Origin of the sequence: Caldanaerobacter subterraneus (assembly GCF_004345675.1) — a bacterium.
GTDB lineage: Bacteria > Bacillota > Thermoanaerobacteria > Thermoanaerobacterales > Thermoanaerobacteraceae > Thermoanaerobacter > Thermoanaerobacter subterraneus.
The window spans coordinates 66555-90004 of the sequence record NZ_SLWU01000004.1; the positions used below are offsets into that span (position 1 = coordinate 66555).

Annotated in this window: 22 protein-coding genes, 2 pseudogenes and 1 riboswitch; of the genes and pseudogenes, 21 read left to right on the plus strand and 3 right to left on the minus strand. The window is 35.6% G+C overall.

The window, feature by feature from the left end:
* Nucleotides 1-181: 181 nt before the first annotated feature.
* Nucleotides 182-397, minus strand: coding sequence for a hypothetical protein (locus tag EV203_RS02605; protein ID WP_052722042.1), 216 nt, complete (start codon nt 395-397; stop codon nt 182-184).
* On the opposite strand from EV203_RS02605, the pseudogene EV203_RS02610 reads away from it, so the two are divergent.
* The 9 genes and pseudogenes from EV203_RS02610 to EV203_RS02660 form a co-directional block, all read left to right on the plus strand.
* A pseudogene (locus EV203_RS02610) lies at nt 362-598 on the plus strand (IS21 family transposase); the annotation flags it as partial. The gene EV203_RS02605 and the pseudogene EV203_RS02610 sit on opposite strands and share 36 nt — an antisense overlap.
* Nucleotides 586-885: pseudogene (locus tag EV203_RS02615) on the plus strand (ATP-binding protein); the annotation flags it as partial. The pseudogenes EV203_RS02610 and EV203_RS02615, both read left to right, overlap by 13 nt.
* A 610-nt stretch (nt 886-1495) precedes the next feature.
* Nucleotides 1496-1801 carry an ABC-2 family transporter protein gene (locus EV203_RS02625; protein ID WP_279432247.1) on the plus strand — a complete coding sequence of 102 codons (306 nt, stop codon included), beginning with the start codon at nt 1496-1498 and terminating at the stop codon, nt 1799-1801.
* Between the two features lie 125 nt (nt 1802-1926).
* Complete coding sequence (locus EV203_RS02630) at nt 1927-2892, plus strand: ABC transporter ATP-binding protein (RefSeq protein ID WP_132039071.1); 966 nt, start codon at nt 1927-1929, stop codon at nt 2890-2892.
* Nucleotides 2889-3674 carry an ABC transporter permease gene (locus tag EV203_RS02635; protein WP_132039072.1) on the plus strand — a complete coding sequence of 262 codons (786 nt, stop codon included), beginning with the start codon at nt 2889-2891 and terminating at the stop codon, nt 3672-3674. Before EV203_RS02630 ends, EV203_RS02635 begins: the two co-directional genes overlap by 4 nt.
* Before the next feature lie 296 nt (nt 3675-3970).
* Nucleotides 3971-4906 carry an ABC transporter ATP-binding protein gene (locus EV203_RS02645; RefSeq protein WP_132039073.1) on the plus strand — a complete coding sequence of 312 codons (936 nt, stop codon included), beginning with the start codon at nt 3971-3973 and terminating at the stop codon, nt 4904-4906.
* On the plus strand, nt 4899-5636 hold the full coding sequence (locus EV203_RS02650; RefSeq protein ID WP_132039074.1) for an ABC transporter permease: 738 nt from the start codon (nt 4899-4901) through the stop codon (nt 5634-5636). The genes EV203_RS02645 and EV203_RS02650 overlap by 8 nt, the downstream gene beginning before the upstream one ends.
* A gap of 69 nt (nt 5637-5705) precedes the next feature.
* The gene (locus EV203_RS02655) at nt 5706-6311 is read left to right on the plus strand and encodes a hypothetical protein (protein WP_132039075.1); all 606 of its coding nucleotides are present in this window, start codon (nt 5706-5708) and stop codon (nt 6309-6311) included.
* Nucleotides 6312-6472: 161 nt separating this feature from the next.
* Nucleotides 6473-7390, plus strand: a complete 918-nt coding sequence (locus EV203_RS02660; RefSeq protein WP_132039076.1) for a YncE family protein — start codon at nt 6473-6475, stop codon at nt 7388-7390.
* Here the strand turns inward: EV203_RS02660 and EV203_RS02665 are convergent.
* Both EV203_RS02665 and EV203_RS02670 read right to left on the minus strand, forming a co-directional pair.
* Nucleotides 7377-7892, minus strand: a complete 516-nt coding sequence (locus EV203_RS02665) for a DUF4364 family protein (protein WP_011025189.1) — start codon at nt 7890-7892, stop codon at nt 7377-7379. The two genes, EV203_RS02660 and EV203_RS02665, sit on opposite strands and share 14 nt — an antisense overlap.
* Nucleotides 7893-7986: 94 nt before the next feature.
* Entirely contained in the window at nt 7987-8292 is a 306-nt protein-coding gene (locus EV203_RS02670; protein ID WP_022588691.1) for an alpha/beta-type small acid-soluble spore protein, read from the minus strand.
* A gap of 131 nt (nt 8293-8423) precedes the next feature.
* Between EV203_RS02670 and EV203_RS02675 the strand changes: the two genes are divergently transcribed.
* The 12 genes from EV203_RS02675 to EV203_RS02730 all read left to right on the plus strand — a co-directional run bounded on the left by EV203_RS02675 (nt 8424) and on the right by EV203_RS02730 (nt 23053).
* A complete protein-coding gene (locus EV203_RS02675; RefSeq protein WP_022588692.1) occupies nt 8424-9113 on the plus strand; it encodes a 4Fe-4S double cluster binding domain-containing protein in 690 nt (229 codons plus the stop codon).
* Nucleotides 9114-9172: 59 nt separating this feature from the next.
* Nucleotides 9173-10183: a LacI family DNA-binding transcriptional regulator gene (locus EV203_RS02680; RefSeq protein WP_009610172.1), complete on the plus strand. Its 1011-nt coding sequence runs from the start codon at nt 9173-9175 to the stop codon at nt 10181-10183.
* A 60-nt stretch (nt 10184-10243) separates the two neighbouring features.
* Complete coding sequence (locus tag EV203_RS02685) at nt 10244-12556, plus strand: kojibiose phosphorylase (protein ID WP_132039077.1); 2313 nt, start codon at nt 10244-10246, stop codon at nt 12554-12556.
* A 150-nt stretch (nt 12557-12706) separates the two neighbouring features.
* Nucleotides 12707-13954, plus strand: a complete 1248-nt coding sequence (locus tag EV203_RS02690; RefSeq protein WP_132039078.1) for an ABC transporter substrate-binding protein — start codon at nt 12707-12709, stop codon at nt 13952-13954.
* Between the two features lie 75 nt (nt 13955-14029).
* Entirely contained in the window at nt 14030-14929 is a 900-nt protein-coding gene (locus EV203_RS02695) for a carbohydrate ABC transporter permease (RefSeq protein ID WP_132039079.1), read from the plus strand.
* A 13-nt stretch (nt 14930-14942) separates the two neighbouring features.
* Nucleotides 14943-15752, plus strand: a complete 810-nt coding sequence (locus tag EV203_RS02700) for a carbohydrate ABC transporter permease (RefSeq protein WP_132039080.1) — start codon at nt 14943-14945, stop codon at nt 15750-15752.
* A 19-nt stretch (nt 15753-15771) separates the two neighbouring features.
* Nucleotides 15772-16422 (plus strand): beta-phosphoglucomutase, encoded by a 651-nt coding sequence (pgmB, locus tag EV203_RS02705; protein ID WP_132039081.1) that lies wholly within the window; start codon nt 15772-15774, stop codon nt 16420-16422.
* 114 nt (nt 16423-16536) lie between these two features.
* Nucleotides 16537-17550, plus strand: coding sequence for a LacI family DNA-binding transcriptional regulator (locus EV203_RS02710; RefSeq protein WP_132039082.1), 1014 nt, complete (start codon nt 16537-16539; stop codon nt 17548-17550).
* 74 nt (nt 17551-17624) lie between these two features.
* Nucleotides 17625-18482, plus strand: a complete 858-nt coding sequence (locus tag EV203_RS02715; protein WP_132039083.1) for a carbohydrate ABC transporter permease — start codon at nt 17625-17627, stop codon at nt 18480-18482.
* Nucleotides 18482-19312, plus strand: a complete 831-nt coding sequence (locus EV203_RS02720) for a carbohydrate ABC transporter permease (RefSeq protein ID WP_132039084.1) — start codon at nt 18482-18484, stop codon at nt 19310-19312. The genes EV203_RS02715 and EV203_RS02720 overlap by 1 nt, the downstream gene beginning before the upstream one ends.
* Nucleotides 19313-19383: 71 nt before the next feature.
* Nucleotides 19384-20631: an ABC transporter substrate-binding protein gene (locus EV203_RS02725; RefSeq protein WP_132039085.1), complete on the plus strand. Its 1248-nt coding sequence runs from the start codon at nt 19384-19386 to the stop codon at nt 20629-20631.
* A 76-nt stretch (nt 20632-20707) separates the two neighbouring features.
* The gene (locus EV203_RS02730) at nt 20708-23053 is read left to right on the plus strand and encodes a glycoside hydrolase family 65 protein (protein ID WP_132039086.1); all 2346 of its coding nucleotides are present in this window, start codon (nt 20708-20710) and stop codon (nt 23051-23053) included.
* Nucleotides 23054-23258: 205 nt separating this feature from the next.
* Nucleotides 23259-23360, plus strand: a riboswitch (purine riboswitch).
* Nucleotides 23361-23450 lie beyond the last annotated feature (90 nt).

Consider the following 23450-nt stretch of genomic DNA (forward strand, 5'->3'; position numbering starts at 1 on the left):
GCATGTTCCAGGACTTATCCACAGGCTAAAAAAACGTGTGGTTGCAAAGCAATTAAAATATTGTGGTAATGACAACAATATATCAGAAAAATAAGGCCACCCTACTGTTAAAATTAACAAGAGGGTGGCCTTTTATAATTTTTTTATTACAAGCATTTTGTCTTCCTTAGAAATTTCTAAATTATAAAACTTCCTGATTATAAAACTTCCTGCAAGACTCTATAGTTGTCTCTATAAGTTTTTCCTGACCGTTTATTTCAAATAAATGTATGGATTTAGACAAAGAGTCCTTGTATTCTTCTCTGCCAAGGTTGTACTCTGCAATTGCTTTTCTAAAGTATAAAAGCCCCAAGCTACTTAAGTAGAGTGGTGTGATAAGAAAAACAGAAGAGTACATGGTACTACAGGAGAGAGACCAATTGACAGACTAAAAAGGGAAAACTAAAAGCCGTTGCCTCCATTGGATAAATATCAAAAATTTCTGGAGGAACTAAGGAAGGTACACAAAGATGGTCTTTTGAGTTATGATGGTGTAAGATATAAAGTACCATGGCAGTACAGTAGTAAAGAGGCAGTGATGAGGACTACATCAGGCCAAGGCTTCTTGTTGTAGATGAAGTAGGGTATTTGCCTTTAGACAGCCTTGGAGCAAATCTCTTTTTTCAGCTGATAAGCGCGCGGTATGAAAGAGGGAGCATAATACTTACAAGCAACAAAGGATTTGGGGAATGGGGTGAACTAATGGGGGATCCAGTTCTTGCAACCGCGGTATTGGATAGATTGCTGCACCATGCTTATATAATCAACATAAGAGGTAACAGCTATCGTTTAAAGGATAGGTTAAAGACTGGTCTTTATTACGGTAGTCCAAATGGTAAGGCTTAAAATTAAAAAAACGCAGGGTGGGTCAATTTAAAACCGTTGAAAATGGGTCAATTTTAATTCGCTATTGACACCTCTAATATTTTTTAAAAAGAATTTCTACCATTTATTCTATAATTAAGGCAACAAAATGTAAAGCTATAAAACAAAAAATTAACAAACAAAGGGACACTTTCCTGTTTTCAATTCTACTCAAGACCACTCTGCTCATAAAATTTACACGCAATTCATTTTGTGAAATGATTTTTTGTATTCTTAAAGCCTTAATTTTACTCTCTGAAGATATTTTACAAATTTAACCTGTTGTAACTTACAGTTACAAAATTAAAATTTTTCACTGGCGATATATGAAAAAAGAAGAAAAAGAAAGAAAAATATAGATAACTTCGCTAAAACGAAATATTGGGAGGGCTCTTCAAAGATTTTACTGTTTTACTGGGAGAGGTAAGAATGTTAGGATAAAATTGAAAGAGGATTTAGGAGGTGAAGGAGATTAAAAAAGTGATAAATTTGCTAATAGTAAGGTTTTATAAAAAACGGGTAAATAAGTTAGGGTATTCTATTTAAAAAAATGTTCGCAAGGAAGCTAAAGTAGTAAAAAATCATATATATTATTTCAAATTTTTGTATAAGCCTTCTTTCCTTTTGGTTTTATGAGGTAAACAACATGTTTTATATATACGATGATTTAATGAAATTTGCTAAATATCCTGATGTAATATATTCAGGCATTATAAGGAAAGTATTTATGACTATTATACCTGTTATAATATTTTCCTCTTTTCCTGCAAGAATATTGATTGGACTTTCAAACCTTCAAGAAATATTTATATATCAGGCAATTTTATTACTCGTATTTTCAGGAATATCACTTACACTCTGGCAAAGGGGGCTTGTAAAGTATCAGGGGAGGGGATAAAGTTTTAAGAGATGTACACTATGGTAGACAGTAGATTTAAATCGGTATGAGTTTTCTCTAAAAAATTAAGATTTTTCACTGGCGATATGTGGAAAAATGAGAAAAAGGCAGGGGTGGTTATAAAAATGGATGACAAAATAGTCCTTAAGGCAGAAAATTTGGAAAAGACTTTTGGGGCTGGCAAGAAGGCAGTAAAAGCGGTGGATGGGGTATCTTTTGCTGTAAGAGAAAAGGAGATTTTTGCACTTCTAGGTCCCAATGGTGCAGGAAAGACGACGACTGTGAAAATGCTTTTAAACCTTGTCTCTCCTGATAAAGGCAGTATACAAATATTTGGGGAAGATATGCCTAAAGTTCAAAAAGAGGTAATGAAAGAAATAGGGACACTACTTGAAGGCTCAAGAAATCTATACTGGCATATGACCGTCAGAGAAAACGTTTATTACTTTGCAAATTTGAGAGGGAAGTCTGCAAGAGAAGTAAAAGATGACATGGAGATGTGGGCAGAGAGGCTGAGGATACAGGACAAACTGGAAGAAGAGGTAGGCAAACTTTCAAGAGGGATGCAGCAGAAAGCCGCTATCATATGTGCACTTGCTACAAAACCAAAACTTTTAATACTCGATGAACTCCTCCTCGGGCTTGATATTATAACAAGATTTGAAGTAGAGAAGCTGGTAAAAGAATTAAAAGAAATATCTACCCTTATCATTTCTTCCCATGACTTAAGATTTATTGAGAAAGTGTCTGATAGGATTCTAATAATCAATAAAGGGAAAGTAGTAGCAGAGGGGACTGCCTCAGAGCTCAGACATAAAATTTCTTATGCTAAATATAGATTTACTTTGAGAAAAAATGAAGAAAGCCGATATTTAGAAGAATTAAAAAGCATAAGAGGTGTTGAAATAAGTTTTTATGAAGGGAATATAGACACAGATATATTGGAGCTTACATTTGAAAAGCCAGAACTCATATATGATGTATTTGATATTTTTAGAAAATTTTCTGTAATACCAGTTGAGATAGACAATTTGGGGGAACCCTTTGAAGAGATATTCAAAAGTTTCGTAGAAGGAGGGGAAAACAAATGAAGTATTTATGGGAAGCTGAATTGAGGAGGTTTGTGAAATTTATAAAGAATATGCCTACTGCTAATCTTCCATTCCTCATATTCCTCTACATACTCTTTTGGCTCATTAATTTTTCTTCTACTTTAGTTATAGGAAATGTAGAGAGCAGTAAATCTCTTACAGCTGCAAATATGCTGGGATACGTCATATGGTTTTTTGCAATGTTTTCAATATCTTCCATTGCACAAAATATGGAAGATGAGAGGATGCAGGGGACTTTTGAACATCTTCATCTTTCCTCTGTAAGCATAAAGAGTATTTTCTTGGTAAGAGCTTTAATACATGCCATAGAATCTATTGTAATCATAGTGATATTTATTTTGATAGTTGGATTGATTCACAGAGTAGTAGTTTTTACAAATGTTTATAGCCTTTTGGTTTTGCTTATACTTCTTCCTGGCCTTTATGGCTTTGCTTTCCTTTTAGCTGGCTTAGTCCTCATGATGAGAAGTAAAGAGGCGAAAAACTGGCTGGCAATACTGATATATGTTCTTTTAGTGCCACTACTCATTCCGGAAAGGATTTTGTCACCGGCAGTGAGGGAAATTTTCTCATATTTTCCTATGTTTCAAAGCGTTATGATGCTAAGGAAATTAAATATAGACAAAATTCCATTAAATCTCATGGAAGTTGATTTTGTAAAACTTGTGATAACCTCTATACTGTTTTTTGTGATTGGGCTTTTAATCTTTGATATAGCAGACAAGAAGGCTAAAAAGAAAGGAATTTTGGGAATGTATTAGGAAGAGGTAGATATTTTCATTACAAGGGATAAAGATTTTCTTGATGTTAAAATTGAAAAACCATTAATTTTGACACCGGTGCAGTTTTTAGAAAAGTTTGGCTAAGATGCAATACTGTGTTTATAGTTTTGCAATTATCCTGGCTATAGAAAATTACTCGGATTTTGTTAGGATAAAATTGAAAAAAGCTATAGTTTTACCAGGAATAGTACCTTTTCTACTTGTGATATTGGCTTATATTATTGAATGAAGGCAAAATTGGAAATTAAATCCTTTAAAACAAAGGAGGGTTAGGGTTGGGAGCGCTGATAAAAACGGTGGATTTAACTAAAGTATATCCCAATGGGATTAAGGCAAATGATGCGATAAATATCTTGGTAGAGGAAGGAGAAATTGTCGGTATTATTGGACCAAATGGAGCTGGGAAGACTACTTTGATAAGACAGATATTGGGATTGCTCCGTCCTACAGAGGGCAGAATAGAAATTTTAGGAGAGGATATATCTAAAAGACCAAGCATCATCAAGGATAACATTGGATACTGCCCTCAAAGTATTTTGTATTTTCCTTCGCTTACTGTTAAAGAAACAATTGAATTTGCTTTGAAATTTAAAGGGGTAAAAAAAGAGGAATTATCTCAAAAAGTTGATAAAGTGCTGAAAGAATCGGGGCTTGAAGGGTTTAAAAACTACGCAGGGTATATGCTATCTTCTGGTTTGATGAGGATGCTGTTACTAAACATAGCAATTGCGAGGGAAGCTCCAATTCTAATACTTGATGAGCCCACAGCTATGATTGACATAATTTCAAAAACACAGGTTTGGGAGAGAATATCCCAGTTGAAAAGTGAAAATAAAAGAGCTATTTTGATTGCAAGTCATGATATGAATGAAATAAAATCCCTCTGCGATAGAGTTTATGTAATAGTAAAAGGCAAAATTATAGCCGAAGGGTCCCCCGAAGAAATTTCAACTTTAATGAAAATGCCTGTAGAAATGACTTTTATTCCTTTAGATGGGGAAAAAGTTGAGTCAATTTTAGAATTTTCACATCCAGTTAGCTTTACTAAGCACGGGAGCGTGTTTGATGTCTCATTTGAGGAACTGGATAAAGGAATAGAATTTATAAATAAATTAAAAGAAGTAACAGAGATTAAGTATCTGGAATTAGAATCTCCATCATTTGAAAAGACTATTTTAAAACTACTGAAGGAAGGAGATAAAAATGAATAAAATTGCCACAGGAATACAGATGGAATTTAAGAGCCTAAGGATGTACAAGTGGCAGGTAGTAAGCAGCTTTTTGATTTTACCCCTTTCATACGTTTTTGTGCTTTTACTATTTGGAGGAATTAGAGGAGAAATAGTAGCCTATTTAGTTTCTGGTTATATGGTTGCGACCTTCATTGGAGCATTTTTAGGGTTATACGCTATAAGGATATGCAATTTAATGGAACCTCAGGTACTTGAATTATACTCCACCATGTCTGTGAACATAAAAGAAATAGCTCTTTCACTCGCTCTTACTTATATCATTTTTACACTACCGGTAGTAATAATATCGTCATATATCTCTGTAGTATTTGCCAGTGAAGTAAGTGCAGGCTTTTTAATAGCTGGTATAATACTTTCCCTTGTAGTGATTTTACTTATTGGGACTTTCTTGGGGCTTTTGATTAAAAACGTATTTATAGCACAGGGGATTATACCTTTGTTGTCATGGGTATTTTTGCTTATTGCTCCTGTGTACTATTCAGTAGAGCATTTAAATCCAATATACAGAGGAATACTCATGATAAATCCTGTAACCCATTGTCTGAATTTAATTAGATTGGGATTGGGGTTTGAAAGTGTGATCAATGTAACTGAAAGTGCAATTTACCTGGCGATTCTAATAATTGTCCTTGGTGCATATTCTTTAAAAGCGATAAATAGAGTGTACATCCTTGAAAGATTCTATTGAAAGGTAATTACTTTCTTGAGGATCTTATTCAAAAAATAAAGAGCCTCATAAAAAGGGAGAAGAATAAAAATGAGGATGAATTTTAAAATAATTTTTGTAATTTTAATTATTGCACTGGTGCTAAATATTTTAATAATACGCATAAATGACCTTAAAGTTGCAAGTGGAAGGGGTATAGTAACTTCTTTTGTGTGGGATAAAAAACTTGCTGACAATGTAGAAAATGGGATTAGAGTAGAGATTTATGGACCCAATTATGTTGATAGGAGTAGCAAATTGCAAACATACCAGATAAGATTAAGCCAATCTATTTACAAGAATGAGAACTGGATAATGTTATCTTCTATGAAAGTAAAAGTTAAGGCTCCTCATAATAAAGGGAAGGGCTTATGGGTGCGTAAATCCAACGCAAAAGCATTGTTTTTTGAAAAATATTTAATAGGGGAACCTTTTGTTTTTGGGATGTACAACAGTGGAGAAGCCTATTGGGAAATTGACACATTATTTTCTGCCCCAACCTTTTATAAGGAAAGGAATGAAAACAATGATATATCATTGGAGATGTACATGTTGCCTATAGCAGGTATAGGAGAATATTTGTGTGAAGGGAAGGTGTATGTTGAGATAACGTTTTATGATGTCTTAAATAGAATTGTACATAAAAAGAAGCTGTGAAGTCCCGTATTATGTGAAAATTGGGGGTTAAATGGCTAAGTTCAGCTCTGTAACAGAAGTAGCGATATAGGGATAAGTATTGAGTATTAAGAAAAGAAAAGTTTCCCAAAGGCATTCCTCTGCATATTATGAAACTATACTGGTATGTGGGGGGATGCTTTTTGTATTTATATGTGACTAGTATGGGAGAAGATTTTGTTGATCGGATTGATTTGGAAAAACACTCAAGAGATTCTGTTAGAATAAAGTCTTATAACAATAAACATCTTCCATTAAATATCTATTCTAAATACCTCTGTGGACCTCATAGGTTGATTTTAGATGAAAATAGAAAGAAAATTTACACTCTAAACTGTTATGATAATTCAATCAGCGTAATAGATAAAGAAAAGTTTGAATTTGAAGGATCGTGGTATGTAGGGCTTTACCCTGTTGATGGAGTTTTGTATAATGGCAATATCTTTATTGTAAATGCAGATTCTAATTCTGTTACTGTTTTCGATATAGAGGGAAAGAGAGTTATAGGGCAGTTTAAAGTAGGGAACTACCCGCAAAAAATAATCTACAACAGCAAGTATAATCTGTTTTTTGTAAGCAATATGAATTCAGGAGATATTTTATTAATTGAACCGGAGAATTATACAATTTTGGATTTCATAATAACAGGACCTAATCCTACAGACATAATTTTTTCGGAAGATGAAGAGTATCTTTATGTAGCAAATAGCTATTTTGACTCCGGAGAGAATGGTAAAATTTCTATAATAGATTTGAGAGACTTTAAAATTGTGAAAGAGATAAATGCAGGAAAAGTCCCTATAAAAATTTACAAGGAGAATGATTTTCTGTACATCTTAAACGCTCATTCAAACACTTTTTGCCGAGTTCACCTTGTCACAAAAGATAAAGAAGAGGTGTACTGTGGAGAGACACCCTCAGATTTTTGTTTACATGACAGATATGTTTATGTAGCCTCCTTAGGAGATAATAAGATTTACATTTTTGATGTAGCAAACATGGAAAAGGTGGGAGTTATAAAAACAAGAAAAGAACCCTCCGGTCTTATCATTGACCAGTAAGGGCTTTAATTATATAAGCATATACATCTTGAGATTTTTGTTTCCAGTTATCACATATAAGCTTCGCTTGCTCGCTGTTGACCACGTTTATGTTTAGCTCAATTAAGACTATTCCATTTTCTACAACTTTGCAATTGGCTATATATTGATTTTCGGCCTTTTTATAATAAGTTGCTATATACTGGGACTCTTGCTTTATCTTTTCTTTGTTTAAAAGAATGTATTCATCTATTTTTTGCCTTGTTTCGAAGGGGATTCTTGTAAAGAACAACTTCAGAATTTCTATTCCTTTTTCTGTTATGAAGTATTTTTCCTCTTCTATTTCTACGAATCCGCTTTCTACAAGCTCATCTACGTATTGTTTTAAGTAAAAATAGTTCATAAGTTTGTTGTCCAGAATGATTTTGCTGAGCTGTTCGTCTGTAATAGGCATGTTGATCCGGTTTAAGATATACAGGATTATAAGCTTATTTTCTGCCAATTCTTGTATTTCGTACGCCAAGTTACCACCTCACATTACACTACATGTGGTACGTTTAAATTAATTCTATCACAAAATGTACAATAAAGAAAGAGAGTACAGGAAGTACTCTCTTTTAAGACCTTCTTTGCATATACTCTGATTCACTGCCTGCAGCACCTTGCTGACCGCCTTGTGCAGGGGGAGAACCATATATGCTGATGCCTCTAGCCATTGCCGATTCTGCGAAATGAACCATTCGCCTTAACATTTGTCCTCCTACTTTTCCGCAGTCTCTACTGCTTATATGTCCCCAGTAATCTTCAGACCCTTGTTTTACAGGCAAACCCAATTCTGAAGCGATTTCGTATTTCATGTTGTCAAGAGCTTTATGAGCTTCTGGTACCATTTTTGGTCTGTCATTCCAACTTCCTCTTGCCATCGAAATCCCTCCTTTTATGATTAATTTGTGTACATACTGCAGAAATATACTTTGAAAAAATTTTAAAAAATAGATTTTGTTGTGCTAAAATATTTGTATAGCAAAAATTTTGGCAAAGGGTGGATAAATTTATGGACAAACAGGAGATTTTGGAGAAAAAGATAAAAGAGTGGGGAGCTTCTCTGGTGGGGTTTTCGAATCTTGAGGAGATTGTACCTGAGAATCTTTCTGATATTCCCTATGGAATTAGTATTGTAATTAAACTGTCTGACAGGATAGTAGATGAAATAACAGACAAACCCACACACACCTATTATCATCACTACAGGGCAGTAAATAATCTGATTGATCTGATAACTTTAAGAACAGTGCTTTTACTTGAGAAATGGGGGTACAAAGCTTTGGCTGTACCTGCTTCTCAGTCGATTGCAGATCTGGGAGAGTACAGAGGGCTTTTTCCTCATAAAACTGCTGCTACCCGTGCAGGCTTAGGATGGATAGGTAAAAATGGGCTTCTCGTGACAGAAGAGTATGGGCCCCGCGTCAGACTAGGAACGGTTCTAACAAATATGCCTTTAAGGACAGGAACACCTATAACACAGAGCAGGTGTGGTAGCTGCAGGATATGTGTTGATGCCTGCCCTGCTATGGCTCTTTACGGTACCTTGTGGAAAGAAGGAATTCCAAGAGAAGAGATAGTAGATGCTAAAGCTTGCAGTGAATACATGAAAAATTTTAAACACATAGGTAGGGGGCATGTTTGCGGAATTTGCATGGAAGTGTGTCCTTATGGAAAGAGGAAAAAATCTGTTGACAGGTGAAAAGGTTTTTGATAAAATGAAGATGAAGTAACCAAAACGTTTTGGGAAAGGTGAAGAAGATGGCGGTTACAATAAAAGACATAGCAAAAAAAGCAGGAGTTTCCATAACCACTGTTTCTCGAGCATTGAACGGGTACCCGGATGTAAGCGAAGAAACTCGAGAAAAGATAAAAAAAATCGCTGAAGAATTAAATTATACTCCTAATTCTATTGCAAGAGGGCTTGTAACTAACAAGACCCAAACAATAGGTATGATTGTATCAGAACTCATAAAGCCGGGAGTATATCATCCATTTTTTCTTGAAGTACTTGCAGGAATAAAAGCAGGGCTAAAAAAGGACAGATATGACCTTATACTTTTTACTGTGGACCCAGAGAGTCAAGATGCCACTTCTTATGAAAAACTTTGCAATGACAGGAAAGTGGAAGGAGCAATTGTAGAAGGGTTGAGATTAAGCGACCCTTACATTGAAGAGATAAAGGGGACACAAATTCCTACAGTTTTAATTGACATACCGATTTTGACAGATAAAGTTGGATATGTAAGTTCAGATAATGTTCAGGCGGCTTTTGAAGCCACTAGTTATCTTATTAAATTAGGACACAAAAACATAGGATTTATAAACGGTCATAAAGATGCGGCTGTTAGCTTTGAAAGATTGGAAGGATATAAAAAAGCTCTTGAAAAAAATGATATCCCTTACAGAGAAGAGTATGTGATTTTTGCTGATTTTACACAAGAAGGCGGTTATAATGCCTTTAAAACCCTGATTTTTGAACACCCTGAAATAACTGCAATTTTTCACGCTTCTGATTTAATGGCAATGGGGTCCTACAGGGCGGCAAAGGATTTGGGAATGAGGATACCGGAGGATATCTCTTTGGTAGGATTTGATGATATAGAACTTGCATCACTTATCACGCCGGCATTGACGACTATAAGGCAGGATACTTTTAAGATGGGATATACTGCTGCAAAACATTTGCTTGCAATTATAAGAGGAGAAAAGCCTCAACATATAGTTATTCCCCATAAACTTGTAGTTAGAGATTCTGCAAGGAAATTGTGATATTTTTTTAAAAGTCATCCAAAACGTTTCGGATAAAATCTTTGCCAGAGGTCAGGAGGTATGCAAGTGATAAAAAAAGTAGAAGAATTGATGAGTGATGCTAAATGGCTTGTTTTTCAAGAAGAGTACAACAAACTCAATGGCAAATATGAGACACTTTTTGCTCTTACAAATGGATACATGGGAATAAGAGGAACATTTGAAGAGGGAAGCGAAGGAGAAAGGCCGGGAAGTTTTATTGCAGGTATTTTTAACAGAGGAGAAGCGCAAGTTAGGGAGCTGGTAAATGTACAGAACTGGATGAGGTTGAAAATATATATAGAAGGGAAAGAGATAAGGCCTGATAGGTGTGAGTTGCTAGAATTTCAAAGGATACTAGACATGAAAAAAGGTGTTCTGTTTAGGAAAACAGTGGTGAAGGACGATAAAGGTCGCGTTACAAAAATTGAGGGGTACAGATTTGTAAGCAGAAGCAATAGACATCGTTCAGCTATCAGGTTTTTTATAACTCCTTTGAATTATGAGGGTGTAATAGGAGTAGAAAATCTCATAGAAGGAACTGCCTTAAATTCAGCTACACATCCTAAATACAGAGTGAAGCATTTAAAAGTAGTTAAAAACGAGAGCATATGTAAAAGTGGAATTTACCTTGAAACTGCTACTACTGATGAAAACAAGCGTATAGCAGTTGGAAGCACCTTGAGGATTTATAATTTAGAAGATATAAATAGAGAAAATATTGCTTTCTTTAGAAGATTTATCCCCTTAGGAGAAAACAGTGCGGAGTATCTGGAGTTTAAAGGAGAAAGAGAGAAAACAGTTGTAGTAGACAAGTTTGCTGTGACTTACACTTCAAGAGATGTTGAAAAGGATTTGTTGAAAAATGCTGTTGAAAATGACTTGTTTGATTTTGTATCTAGAGGGTTTGATGAAGAGTTGGAAAAGCATATTGCAGAGTACGACAAGCTCTGGTCTGTCGCAGATATAACCATTGAAGGGGATGAAGAAGCTGATATAGCATTAAGGTTTAATATTTTCCATCTCATGAGCTCTGTAAATGAAAAGGACCCTTGGGTAAGTATTGGTGCAAAGGGGCTTCATGGAGAAGGCTATAAAGGGCATGTCTTTTGGGATACAGAAATATTTATGCTGCCATTTTTCATATACGTATACCCTGAAGCTGCAAGGACTCTTTTGATGTACAGATACAATATGCTTGATGCTGCGAGGAGAAATGCGGCGCTAAATGGCTATAAAGGAGCGCAGTATCCGTGGGAGTCAGCAGACACAGGAATGGAGGAAACTCCTAAATGGGGTTTTGATTATAAAGGAAATCCTGTGAGGATATGGACAGGAGATTTGGAGCATCATATAACTGCTGACGTGGCTTTTGCGGTTTGGGAGTATTTCAGGGCCACAAATGACATTGATTTTATGTTGAATTTTGGAGCAGAAATTATTCTTGAAACGGCTAGATTCTGGGCTTCTCGGTGTGAATACGTAGAGGAATTGGACAGGTATGAGATAAACAATGTAATAGGCCCTGACGAATTTCACGAACACGTTAATAACAACGCCTACACTAATTATTTTGCGAAGTGGAATATTAAAAAAGGGTTGGAAATGCTCAATTTTCTAAAAGAAAATTACCCTGATTATTACTATGCCATTACTCATAAAATTTCCTTGACTCCTGAGGAAGTAGAAAAGTGGAAAGAAGTAGAAAGAAAGATATATATACCATACGATAAGGAAAAGAAACTTATTGAGCAGTTTGAAGGGTATTTTGAGAAAAAGGACTATGTCATTGAAAAGTTTGATGAAAATAATATGCCAGTATGGCCTGAAGGGGTAGATGTTACAAAACTGGGTGATACACAGCTTATTAAGCAAGCAGATGTTGTTATGTTGATGCTTTTGATGCCGGAAGAATTTGATGAGGAGACGAAGAGAATCAATTACGAGTATTACGAAAAAAGGACTATGCACAAATCTTCTTTAAGCCCCAGTATGTACGCTATTATGGGATTAAAAGTAGGAGACCATAGAAACGCCTATCAATCCTTTATAAGAAGTGCCAAAGTAGACCTTGCAGATAATCAAGGTAACGCAGTGGAAGGTATTCACGCTGCTTCTTGTGGTGGCACATGGCAGGTAGCTGTTTTTGGATTTGGAGGATTAGAAATTGACAGAGAAGGGACGTTAAATATAAATCCATGGCTTCCTGAAAAATGGGATAAACTTTCTTATAAGGTATTTTGGAAGGGGAATTTGCTTGAGGTAATAGTTACAAAAGAGGATGTGTTAGTGAAAAAATTAGAGGGAAAAGGGAATGTAAAAGTTAAGGTAAAAGGAAAAGAAATAGTGTTATAAAAGGTACAGGCAGGTGTTATTTTAGCCTGCCGTACCTTGAAATAAATTTAAGTTTTAAGGGGGGGGGATAAATAGAGGAAAAGATTAAAAAATTTTAAAATACCCTCAGCAAAATATTTTAATATAAAATTATGAAAGGGGAAAGTGGAAATGGGTAAAAAGTTTTTGAGCATCTTAGTTTTGATTTTCTTTGTGTTAGCTACTGTGTTAGCAGGATGTTCTCCGAGCAAAACAAGCGAGTCAAAAACAGAGACCCAAGAAACGGTAAAGCCTGTAACTATAAAGTTGGGAATGTGGTCTTCGTCTCCAGCAGAAATGAAAATAGTGGAAGACCAAATAGCTAAGTTTAAAGAAAAATATCCAAATATAAATGTGCAAATTGAGACAATTGTGGGAGATTACATGCAACAATTACAAACACAACTTGCGGCAAATACAGCACCAGATATATTTTATCTTGACAGCATGCCAGCGCCTCAACTTATGTCTTCAGGAGTCTTGGAGCCGCTTGATGAATACATCAAAAAATACAATGTGGATGTAAATGATTTCGAACCAGCTTTGCTTTCAGCTTTTCAGTGGGAAGGAAAGACTTACGGCTTGCCAAAAGACTATAACACTTTAGCGCTGTTTTATAACAAAGATATGTTTAAAGAAGCAGGAATAAATGAGCCACCTAAGACATGGGAAGAATTAAAAGATGCAGCTAAAAAATTAACAAAAGATGGTGTGAAAGGTTTAGTTTTATCAATAGACCTTGCAAGATTTAATGCTTTTATACATCAAAATGGCGGTTCGGTATATAAAGGGGGAAAACCTACATTAAATCTTCCTGAAAATGCGCAGGCTCTTGATTTTTATGTAGGTTTCATTACAAAAGACAAAGTTGCTGATACACCACAAAACATGGGAGAAGGTTGGAATGGAGACGCTTTTGCTGCTAAAAAAGCTGCAATGGCAATAGAAGGTGGCTGGATGATACCATTTCTTAAAGAAAAAGCTCCTGATTTAAACTATGGTATAGCAGAACTTCCAGCGGGAAAGCAAAAAGCTACAATGGTTTTTACTGTCGCATATGTTATGAATAAAAACAGCAAACATAAAGATGAAGCCTTCAAACTTATTGAGTTTTTAACCGGTAAAGAAGGCCAACAATTTGTAGTAGAAGCGGGACTTGCACTGCCTTCCAGAAAATCTATGGGAGCTAAATTTAAAGAAAAATATCCTGAGAGAGCCGCTCTTGTAGATGGAGCTTCATATGCAGTGCCATGGCAATTTGGTTTGGATGGTCCAAAGATAGTGGATGCGGCTAATAAAGCCTGTGAAGCATTAATAATGGGACAAATAACCAATGCTCAACAAGCTCTTGATAATGCACAAAAGGAAGTTGGACAATAATTTAGGTAAGCAGCACCTTACTTTCGTGAGGTGCTGCAGTTATGATTTTTTTAGGATGAAGGGAAGGATGTCTTCATGGGAACTAAAATGGCTATGAGAAAGAGATATTTATACGAAGCTTTGACAGGGTATGCCTTTATGTTGCCTTTTATTGCTTCGATATCTATTTTTTTGATAGGACCATTAATTTATGCTTTTATTATAAGTTTTAAAGAATTTTCTTTTTTAAATCCTGGAGCAAGCCGATGGATTGGATTTGAAAATTATATAAAATTATTCAGTGACCCAACATTTAAAAGAGCTCTTTTAAATACAACACTTTATTCTTTAGGAGTAGTACCAACACAGCTAATTATTGCCTTAATACTAGCATTAATTGTAAATTCAGATATTAAAGGAAAAACATTTTTTAGAGTTGCCTATTATATACCAACTGTTACCTCCACAGTTGCAGTTTCTGTAATATTTTTATATCTATTTAAAGCGGATGGTTTGGTTAATGCTTTGCTAGCTAAATTTGGCATACAAGGGCCTACTTGGTTTTACGACGTCAGGTTTGCGCTTCCTTCAATTATGATGATGGCAATATGGTCTTCTGTAGGTAATTACATGGTGATTTTTCTTGCAGGATTACAGGATATACCATCAGAATTGTACGAGGCTGCAGAAGTAGATGGAGCTAATAAATTTCAAAGGTTTTTCAAAATTACCCTTCCAATGTTGAGGCCAATAGTGTTTTTTAATCTAGTAATGTCATTAATTGGTACTTTTCAGGTTTTTGACCAAGCCTACGTAGTATCGCGAGGAACTGGCGGCCCCCTTGATGCTACGATGACAGTCGTGCTGTATATATATAGGACAGGATTTAGAGATTTTAACATGGGTTACGCTTCAGCTATGGCTTTTGTATTATTTGTGATAATACTGATATTGACCCTTATACAGCGAAGACTTTTCAAAGAGGAAACCTATTAGGAGGTGGCAATAGATGCAAAAAATGTTACGGTTTTTATTTTACATCGTTGTAGTAGGATATGCAGGAATTACACTTGGCCCTTTTATATGGTCTATAATAACATCTTTAAAACCTACCAGTGAATTAAATACTTTTGCTGTCAATATAAAACATTTAACGTTAGATAACTATAAAATGATAATTACAAAATTTCCCTTTTTGAGATGGTTTATAAATAGTGCTATAGTTGCAGCGATTGTCACTTTTGGCAATATGCTTTTTAATTCTATGGCAGGATATGCATTGGCAAGAATAAATTCTCCTGGAAGAAATTTATTATTTTTAATTGTGCTTGCTCTTATGATGATACCAGGTCAAGTTGTGATGGTACCCACATACATTCTTCTCAGCAAATTAGGCTGGGTAAATACCTATATGGGACTTACAATTCCTTTTTTGACTAGCAATTTTGGAATATTTTTAATGAGACAGTTTTTCCTGACAATTCCGAGGGAGTTAGAAGAAGCTGCCACGATTGATGGGATGTCTAGGTTTGGAATTTTCTTTAAAATAGTTTTGCCTTTGGCAAAACCTGCATTGGCTACCCAGTTTATATTCATGTTTACTGGTAATTGGAATAGCTTTTTGTGGCCTAGCCTCTTGACATCCACTAGTGACATGTATACACTACCTGTAGGTCTTAACTCTTTTTATGGGCAGTACTACCAATTCTGGAATCAAGTGATGGCAGGAGCAATACTTTTGACATTGCCAACTATAGTAATCTTCCTCATATTCCAGAGATATTTTGTTAGAGGTATTGCAACAACTGGCTTAAAATAATTTATAAAGGAGGATTAAAATGTCAAAATATGAAGCAGTAATTTTTGACCTAGATGGAGTGATAACAGACACGGCAAGGTATCACTACCTTGCATGGAAGAAACTTGCCGATGAGCTGGGAATATATTTTGATGAAGTGATAAATGAGAGGTTAAAGGGAGTGAGCAGGTTAGAGTCTTTAGAGATAATTCTGGAAAGGAGCCAAAAACAGTATTCTCAAGATGAAAAAGAGTACCTTGCAAATAAGAAGAATGAATACTACAAAGAGATGATTAAAAAAATTACTCCAGAGGATTTGCTTCCAGGAGTAAAAGAGTTTATTGAAGAGCTTAAAAAAAGAGGAATTAAGACGGCAATTGCATCAGTTAGCAAGAATGCCTTTACTGTAGTTGAAAATTTGAAGATAAAAGACAAATTTGACTATATTGTGGATGCCAATGAAATAAAGCGCGGTAAACCTGATCCCGAGATATTTTTAAATGCAGCAGAACACCTTAGAATTTCTCCTGAAAAATGTATAGGGATAGAGGACTCTGCTGCGGGTATCACTGCTATAAAAAGGGCAGGGATGTTTGCGGTTGGAGTAGGCAATCCTGAGACAGTAAAAGAGGCGGATTTGATTTTAAAAGATATGACAGAGGCAGGCAAGATAGTGGAACTATTGGATTAAATTCCCCTTTTAAGAAGGGGAATAATTTTTTATAAATTCCTCTTGAAATGTTGTGAAGATGATAATATAATATAACTGTAAGCGGTTACAGTAAATCTGGAAAAGGGTGTTGAGATGGCTACAATAGATGATGTAGCAAAATTAGCAGGGGTTTCAATTGCGACAGTATCGCGGGTATTCAACAACAGTCCCTGGGTAAGTGAAAAAACTAGGGAAAAAGTTTTAAAAGCAGCAGAAGAACTGGGGTATAAGCCCAGTATGCCGGCGAGAAGCCTGGCAATGAAAAAGACAAATACTATTGGTTTGATTGTGCCAGATATATCAAACCCTTATTATGCAGAGGTTGTAAGGGGTATCGAAGACGTTTGCAATATTTACAAGTATAACATTATACTTTGCAACGCAGATAATAAAAGAGAAAAAGAGTTTCAATATATAGATATGTTGAAAAACAGGTGGGTAGATGGCGTAATATTTCACTGCGATTATTTTTCAGAGGAGCATTACGAGGTTTTTAAAAACAGCAATTTAAAAGTGGTCTTGGCAGGCAGGACTACAAAATTTGATGTCCCTTATGTTGGAATTGACAATTTTAAAGCGGCTTATGATGCGGTAAATTACTTAATTTCACTTGGCCATAAAAGGATAGGTATTATTCACGGACCTTTAGATGATATGAAAGAAACTATAGACAGTGTAGATAGGCTAAAAGGTTACAAGCAGGCACTTATTGACAATGGGCTTACAATTTATGAAGAACTTATAAAAGAGGCGAATTTCAAGTATAAAGGCGGCTACAAGGCCGCTATGGAGATGCTAAAAGGAGAGATTACTCCTACTGCTATTTTTGCAATAAGCGATATCATGGCTATGGGGGCTATAAATGCTGTGTTTGATAAAGGGCTTTCCTGCCCGGAGGATGTTTCTGTAATTGGATTTGACAATATTGATTTGTCGGAAGCTACAAGACCGGCTCTTACTACTGTGTCACAGCCTATGTATGAAATAGGTGCTATTGCGGCGAGAATGCTTATAAAGATTATAAATGGAGAGGAAATAAATAATTCTCAAATTATTTTGAAACACAAATTGGTTTTGAGGAATTCTGTTGTTCCTTTAAGGAGTTGAATTTCTTTTATTTTTAAAACTGTAAGCGCTTTCAGTAAAAGCAAATGTTTAAGAAAGGAAAGGAGTAATAGCAGATGTCCTATGTAAATTTTGTAAAAAAATATAAACTTGAAATTGCTATGATTTTACCGTTGCTGCTCTACATTTTAGGATTTACAATTTATCCTATTATACAGACTATTACTTTGAGTTTTCAAGATCAATATACCAAGGCTTTTACATTGGCAAATTATAGAGAAATAATAGGAAAAACGGAGTTTAAGCAGGCTTTTTTCAACACAATAGCTCTTACTTTTATAAGCCTTACTCTAGAAATGACTGTAGGACTTGTAATTGCTTTGATTTTACGGAGGAATTTTAGGGGAAAAGGGCTTTTAAGGTCTTTAATGCTGGTACCAATGGGGGTACCTACTCTTGTGTCAGGTGTTGCGATGACCTATATTTTTGGGTTGTATGGTTATTTTAATGCGCTTTTGCAAAAACTACACATTATTGAAATGCCTGTAGATTGGGCAAGTGGTGGTTTTAAGACATTACTTATGGTTTCTGTAGCTGATATGTGGAAAGTTACTCCGATGGTTATACTTTTGCTTTCGGCTGGGCTTGAAAGTATACCAGATGAAGTTTACGAAGCTTCTAATATTGACGGGGCGACAGCGTGGCAAACTTTTAAATATGTGACATTGCCACTTCTAAAGCCCTCTATAACGATGGCCTTGATTTTAAGGGCGATAGATGCTTTTAGAATATTTGAACTTGTTCTTGTACTGGCAGGTCGTGCTACTCCTGTTATTTCTACCTTTGCATATGATGAGTATAGAAATTATGCCAATGTGCATACATCGGCAGCGGCATCTACCATATTACTCCTAATAATAGCAGTATTTATAGTGAGCTACTTAAAAATAGCTGGTACTAAGGAGGAAAGATGATGAGAGAAGTAAATATTAGCGAAAAGATTTCAAAGGTAGCTTATATTCCAATAGCTATAATAGCGGCAATATTGATGGTTATACCAGTATATATACTTTTTATGACTTCCTTTGCAGTGCCAAGTGATATATTGAAACCCCATCCAGATTTTTTCATCACTCGATTTACTTTAGACCATTGGAGATCTGTATTGGCTTCAGGAAATCTATGGCCTCCTTTTAGAAAGAGTTTTGTTGTGGCGACAATTACTACTATCATCGCAATTGTAATGGCTGCTCCAGCGGCTTATGTTATAGCGAGGATGCCATCCAAAATAAAATACCCAGTAGTATTATCACTGTTTTTTACAAGAATGTTTCCTGATGTAGGTATTGCTCTTCCAATAGCGGTACAATTCATACGATTAAATTTAATGGACACTTATTTAGGGTTAGTCATGGCACACCTTATCGTAAATTTACCTTTTGCAGCATGGATATTAGTTGGAACTTTTGAGACAATACCAAAGGATTTAGAAGAAGCTGCATTGGTTGATGGAACAAGTAAATTGACGGCATTATCAAAAATTATAATGCCAATTGCACTTCCTGGTATAGCTGTGACTGCTATATTTGTGTGGCTGAATTCATGGAATGAATTCACCTATGCTCTTTACCTGACTATCTCAGACAGGACTTTACCGCTTCAAATTTACTATTATGTTCAAAGGGGAGGAATTTTTGATTCTGCCACATATGCGGCAATACTCACAATCCCTGTAATGCTTGTGACTTTCTTTTTACAAAAGTACATGAAGAGTGGATATCTTGCAGGGGCTGTAAAAGGTTAGTATATACGTATCCGAGCTTCTCGGATACTGTATATAAAAATTAAAATTTAAGGAGGAGGTTTTTCAAAATTATGAGGAAGTTTTATGCCAAATTAATAGCAATCCTAGTTATTGTATCACTTGTGGGAACACTAATTGCTGGCTGTGGGGGTGGCAGTAGTCAATCAGAAGCAAGAAAAAAAGTTTTGAAAGTTTCAATGGGACTTGGAGAAGTAGAGTGGGAAGTGATGAAAGAGCATATTTTCCCGCCCTTTGAGGAAAAGTATGGTGTAAAAATTGAACCTCTTCAAATTGAAGCAGGAGACCTTATTCCAAAATTAGAGGCTATGCACAAAGCAAATGCGATGGATATAGACATTATAACACAAGATAATATGCAACTTGCTCCGCTTGTAGCAAAAGGGCTTGTGGAAGATTTGTCTCAGTACAGAGACATGATACCAAAGGAAGTAATACCAAGTCTTGTGCCAGTAGGAGAGTTTGATGGAAAGTTGTACTTTATGCCGTATAGACCAAATGTAGAAATAGCTTTCTACAACAAAGATAAATTCAACGAATACGGTTTAAAACTACCTACAAATTGGGATGAGCTTTTGGAGATTGCAAAAACTTTTAAAGAAAAAGAGGGTATAGGCAGAGTCATAATTAAACTAAATTTAGGGCCTGATAGTACCGTTCACATGTTTGACCTTATAAGGTCTGCTGGCGGTGATCCAACAGTATTGAATGATGAAGGTTCAATAAAAGCATTTGAGTTCTTAAGGGAAATATATCCCTATCTTTCACCTGACTCAAAGAAAGCTGACTGGAATACACCTGTAGAATATCTTGCAAAAGAGACCGTATATTTGGTTCGAAATTGGCCTTACACTGCAAACGTTCTTGTAGAGAAGTATGGGAAAGAGAACATCTTGGCATATCCTGGTTGGGCAGGGCCGGTTAAAACCTCCAACGTTTTGGGAGGAGAGGTTATAGGAATACCAACTGGTTCACCTAATAAAGAGATGGCTATGAAATTTATGGAATACCTTATGAGTAAAGAAGTCCAAGAGAAACTTGTCACTAAATTAGGATGGCCTTCAATGAGAAGTGACGCTTATGGGAAGGTTGCAGAGTGGCAAAAACCATATTTTGAAGCTATAAATGAGGCTTTAAAACATGCAGAACCAAGGCCAAACCTTGTATACTGGGCTGATGTGGACAAAGCTATAAATGGAGCATTGAGAGAAATAATATTTGAAGGCAAAGATATCAAGACAACTCTTGATAAATACCACAACATGATAGAAGAAGCTAAGAAAGCTGCAGAAAGCAAGTAAAAATGTTTTAAATTTGAGTCGGAAACGGCTTTGTTTCCGACTCAAATTTTGAATAAAGTAAGAGTGGAGGATGGATATGGTGAAAAAGACGAAGAAGCCCATTTACCCTTTTGAAGATTGGACAATAAGGGAGACAGAGTTTAGCATAGAAACAAACTATAGAAATGAGACAATTTTTGCTCAGGCGAATGGATATATGGGAATGAGAGGAAATTTTGAAGAAGGGTATTCAGGACCTGACGGTACTTCCTTAAAAGGGACTTATATTAATGGGTTTTATGAAATACACGATATCGTCTACCCTGAAGGGGGATACGGTTTTGCGAAAACAGGGCAGACCATGTTAAATGTGGCTGACAGCAAAATAATAGAATTGTACGTAGGAGAAGAAAAATTTGACCTTTTAAAAGGTAAAATCCACTTTTATGAAAGAGTACTTGATATGAAAAAAGGTTGTGTAGAAAGAAAGATAAAGTGGGAGTCTCCTTCAGGAAAGATTGTAAATGTAAAAATAAAGAGAATTGTTTCATTGCAAAGGCAACATTTAGCAGTAATTTCTTTTTCTGTAGAACCTGTTAATTTTACGGGAAATATAAAATTTGTATCTGCTATTGATGGAGATGTGAGGAACATTACTGAGAGCGAAGATGTAAGAGTGGGTTCAAATCTGAAGGGGAGAGTTTTAGAGACCGTTGAAAGAGGAGCAAATGACTTTGAGGGATGGATTTCTCAAAAAACACAAAAAAGCAACCTTTCATATACTTGCGCAATGAAAAATGAACTCATTGGGACAGAAAAATACGAGGTTTTGAACAGCATAAAAGAAGATAGGGTAGAGGTTGCAGTAGCTTTTAAAGCTGAGAAGAACAGGGTATACATTCTGAATAAATTTATATCTTATTATACCTCAAAAGATTGCGACAAAAGTGAAACAATGAAATTGGCCTTAGAAGAAGTGAGAAGAGCACAAGAAGATGGATTTTGCAAAATAGAAAAAGAGCAGGAAGAATTTTTGCAATCTTTCTGGGAAGATGCCGATGTAGTAATAGAAGGAGATAAGGCTCTGCAGCAGGGTATAAGATTTAATATGTTTCACCTTTTGCAGTCTGTCGGTAGAGACGGAAAAACTAATATTGCAGCAAAGGGACTTACTGGGGAAGGGTATGAAGGCCATTACTTTTGGGATTCTGATATTTATATATTGCCTTTTTTCCTTTACACGAAGCCAGAAATTGCAAAAGCTTTAATAATGTATAGATATAACCTCTTAGATGCTGCGAGAAATAGGGCTAAAGAGTTGGGGCATAAAGGAGCTTTATACCCCTGGAGGACAATTGATGGACCTGAATGTTCTGCATACTTTCCTGCTGGAACTGCTCAATATCACATAAATGCTGATATAGTTTATGCTTTAAAAAGGTATGTGGAGGCCACGAATGATTTGGATTTTCTCTATGACTACGGCTGTGAAATAGTATTTGAAACTGCAAGGTTTTGGGAAGATTTAGGAGCGTATATTCCTCTTAAAGGAAATAAATTCTGTATAAACACTGTCACTGGTCCTGATGAGTATACGGCATTGGTTGATAATAACGCATATACAAATTATATGGCAAAAATGAATTTGGAATACGCCTATGATATTGCAAACAAAATGAAAAAGGAAGTGCCTGAAAAGTATCAAAAGGTCGCTTCAAAACTAAATCTAAAGGATGAAGAGATTGCTTCGTGGAAAAGGGCAGCTGACAATATGTACCTTCCTTACTCGGAAGAGCTTGATATTATACCACAGGATGACAGTTTTTTGTATAAAGAAAGGATAACAGTGGATGAAATACCGGAAGATCAATTTCCGTTATTACTTCACTGGCACTACCTCAACATTTACAGGTATCAGATTTGCAAACAGCCTGATGTGTTGCTTTTGATGTTTTTACAGAGAGAAAAATTTACTATAGAACAGCTTAAAAAGAATTTTGATTATTATGAACCTATTACTACTCACGACTCTTCCCTGTCGCCAGCAATATTTAGTATACTTGCCAATGAAATAGGGTATACTGACAAAGCTTATAAATACTTTATGATGACTGCAAGGATGGACTTGGATGATTACAATGACAATGTAAAAGATGGAATTCATGCTGCAGCAATGGCAGGGTCCTGGAGTGCCGTTGTAAATGGTTTTGGAGGAATGAGAGTTTATACAGATGAACTGCACTTTACTCCAGGACTGCCTGAGGGATGGAAGATGCTCTCTTTTAATGTAAAGTACAAAGGAAGAAAGATAAATGTAAAATTAACTCATGAAGAATCAGTATTTACACTTTTGGAAGGAGAACCTATAGAAATTTTCTATTTTGACAGAAGAGTATTAATAAAGCCAGGAGAAAACATACTAAAAGGGTATGAGGAGAAGTGACCTCATACCCTTTTAGTATGTTAATATTTTACAGGTTCGCTACCTTTTTGCCCTCCAAATGCCTTGAAAATTTTTTACTTACTTACTTGACTTTTACTGTTTGTCTATAGAATGATGGCTAAATCCGAACATTAATTTAGTTTTTTATAAAAAAATTCGCAAATAAGGTTGACTAATATTAAAAAAGTTGATAAGATATAAATGTGACAATTGAATAAAAAGCACTCATATAATCTCGAGAATATGGCCTGAGAGTCTCTACCGAACAACCGTAAATTGTTCGACTATGAGTGAAAGTGTACCTAGGGTTCCAGCCTATTTATAGGTGTTCGGACCGAGCGGTACAGGTATATTTTTATTTTTTTATATACCACACCTTAGGGACAAAAGCCCGGAA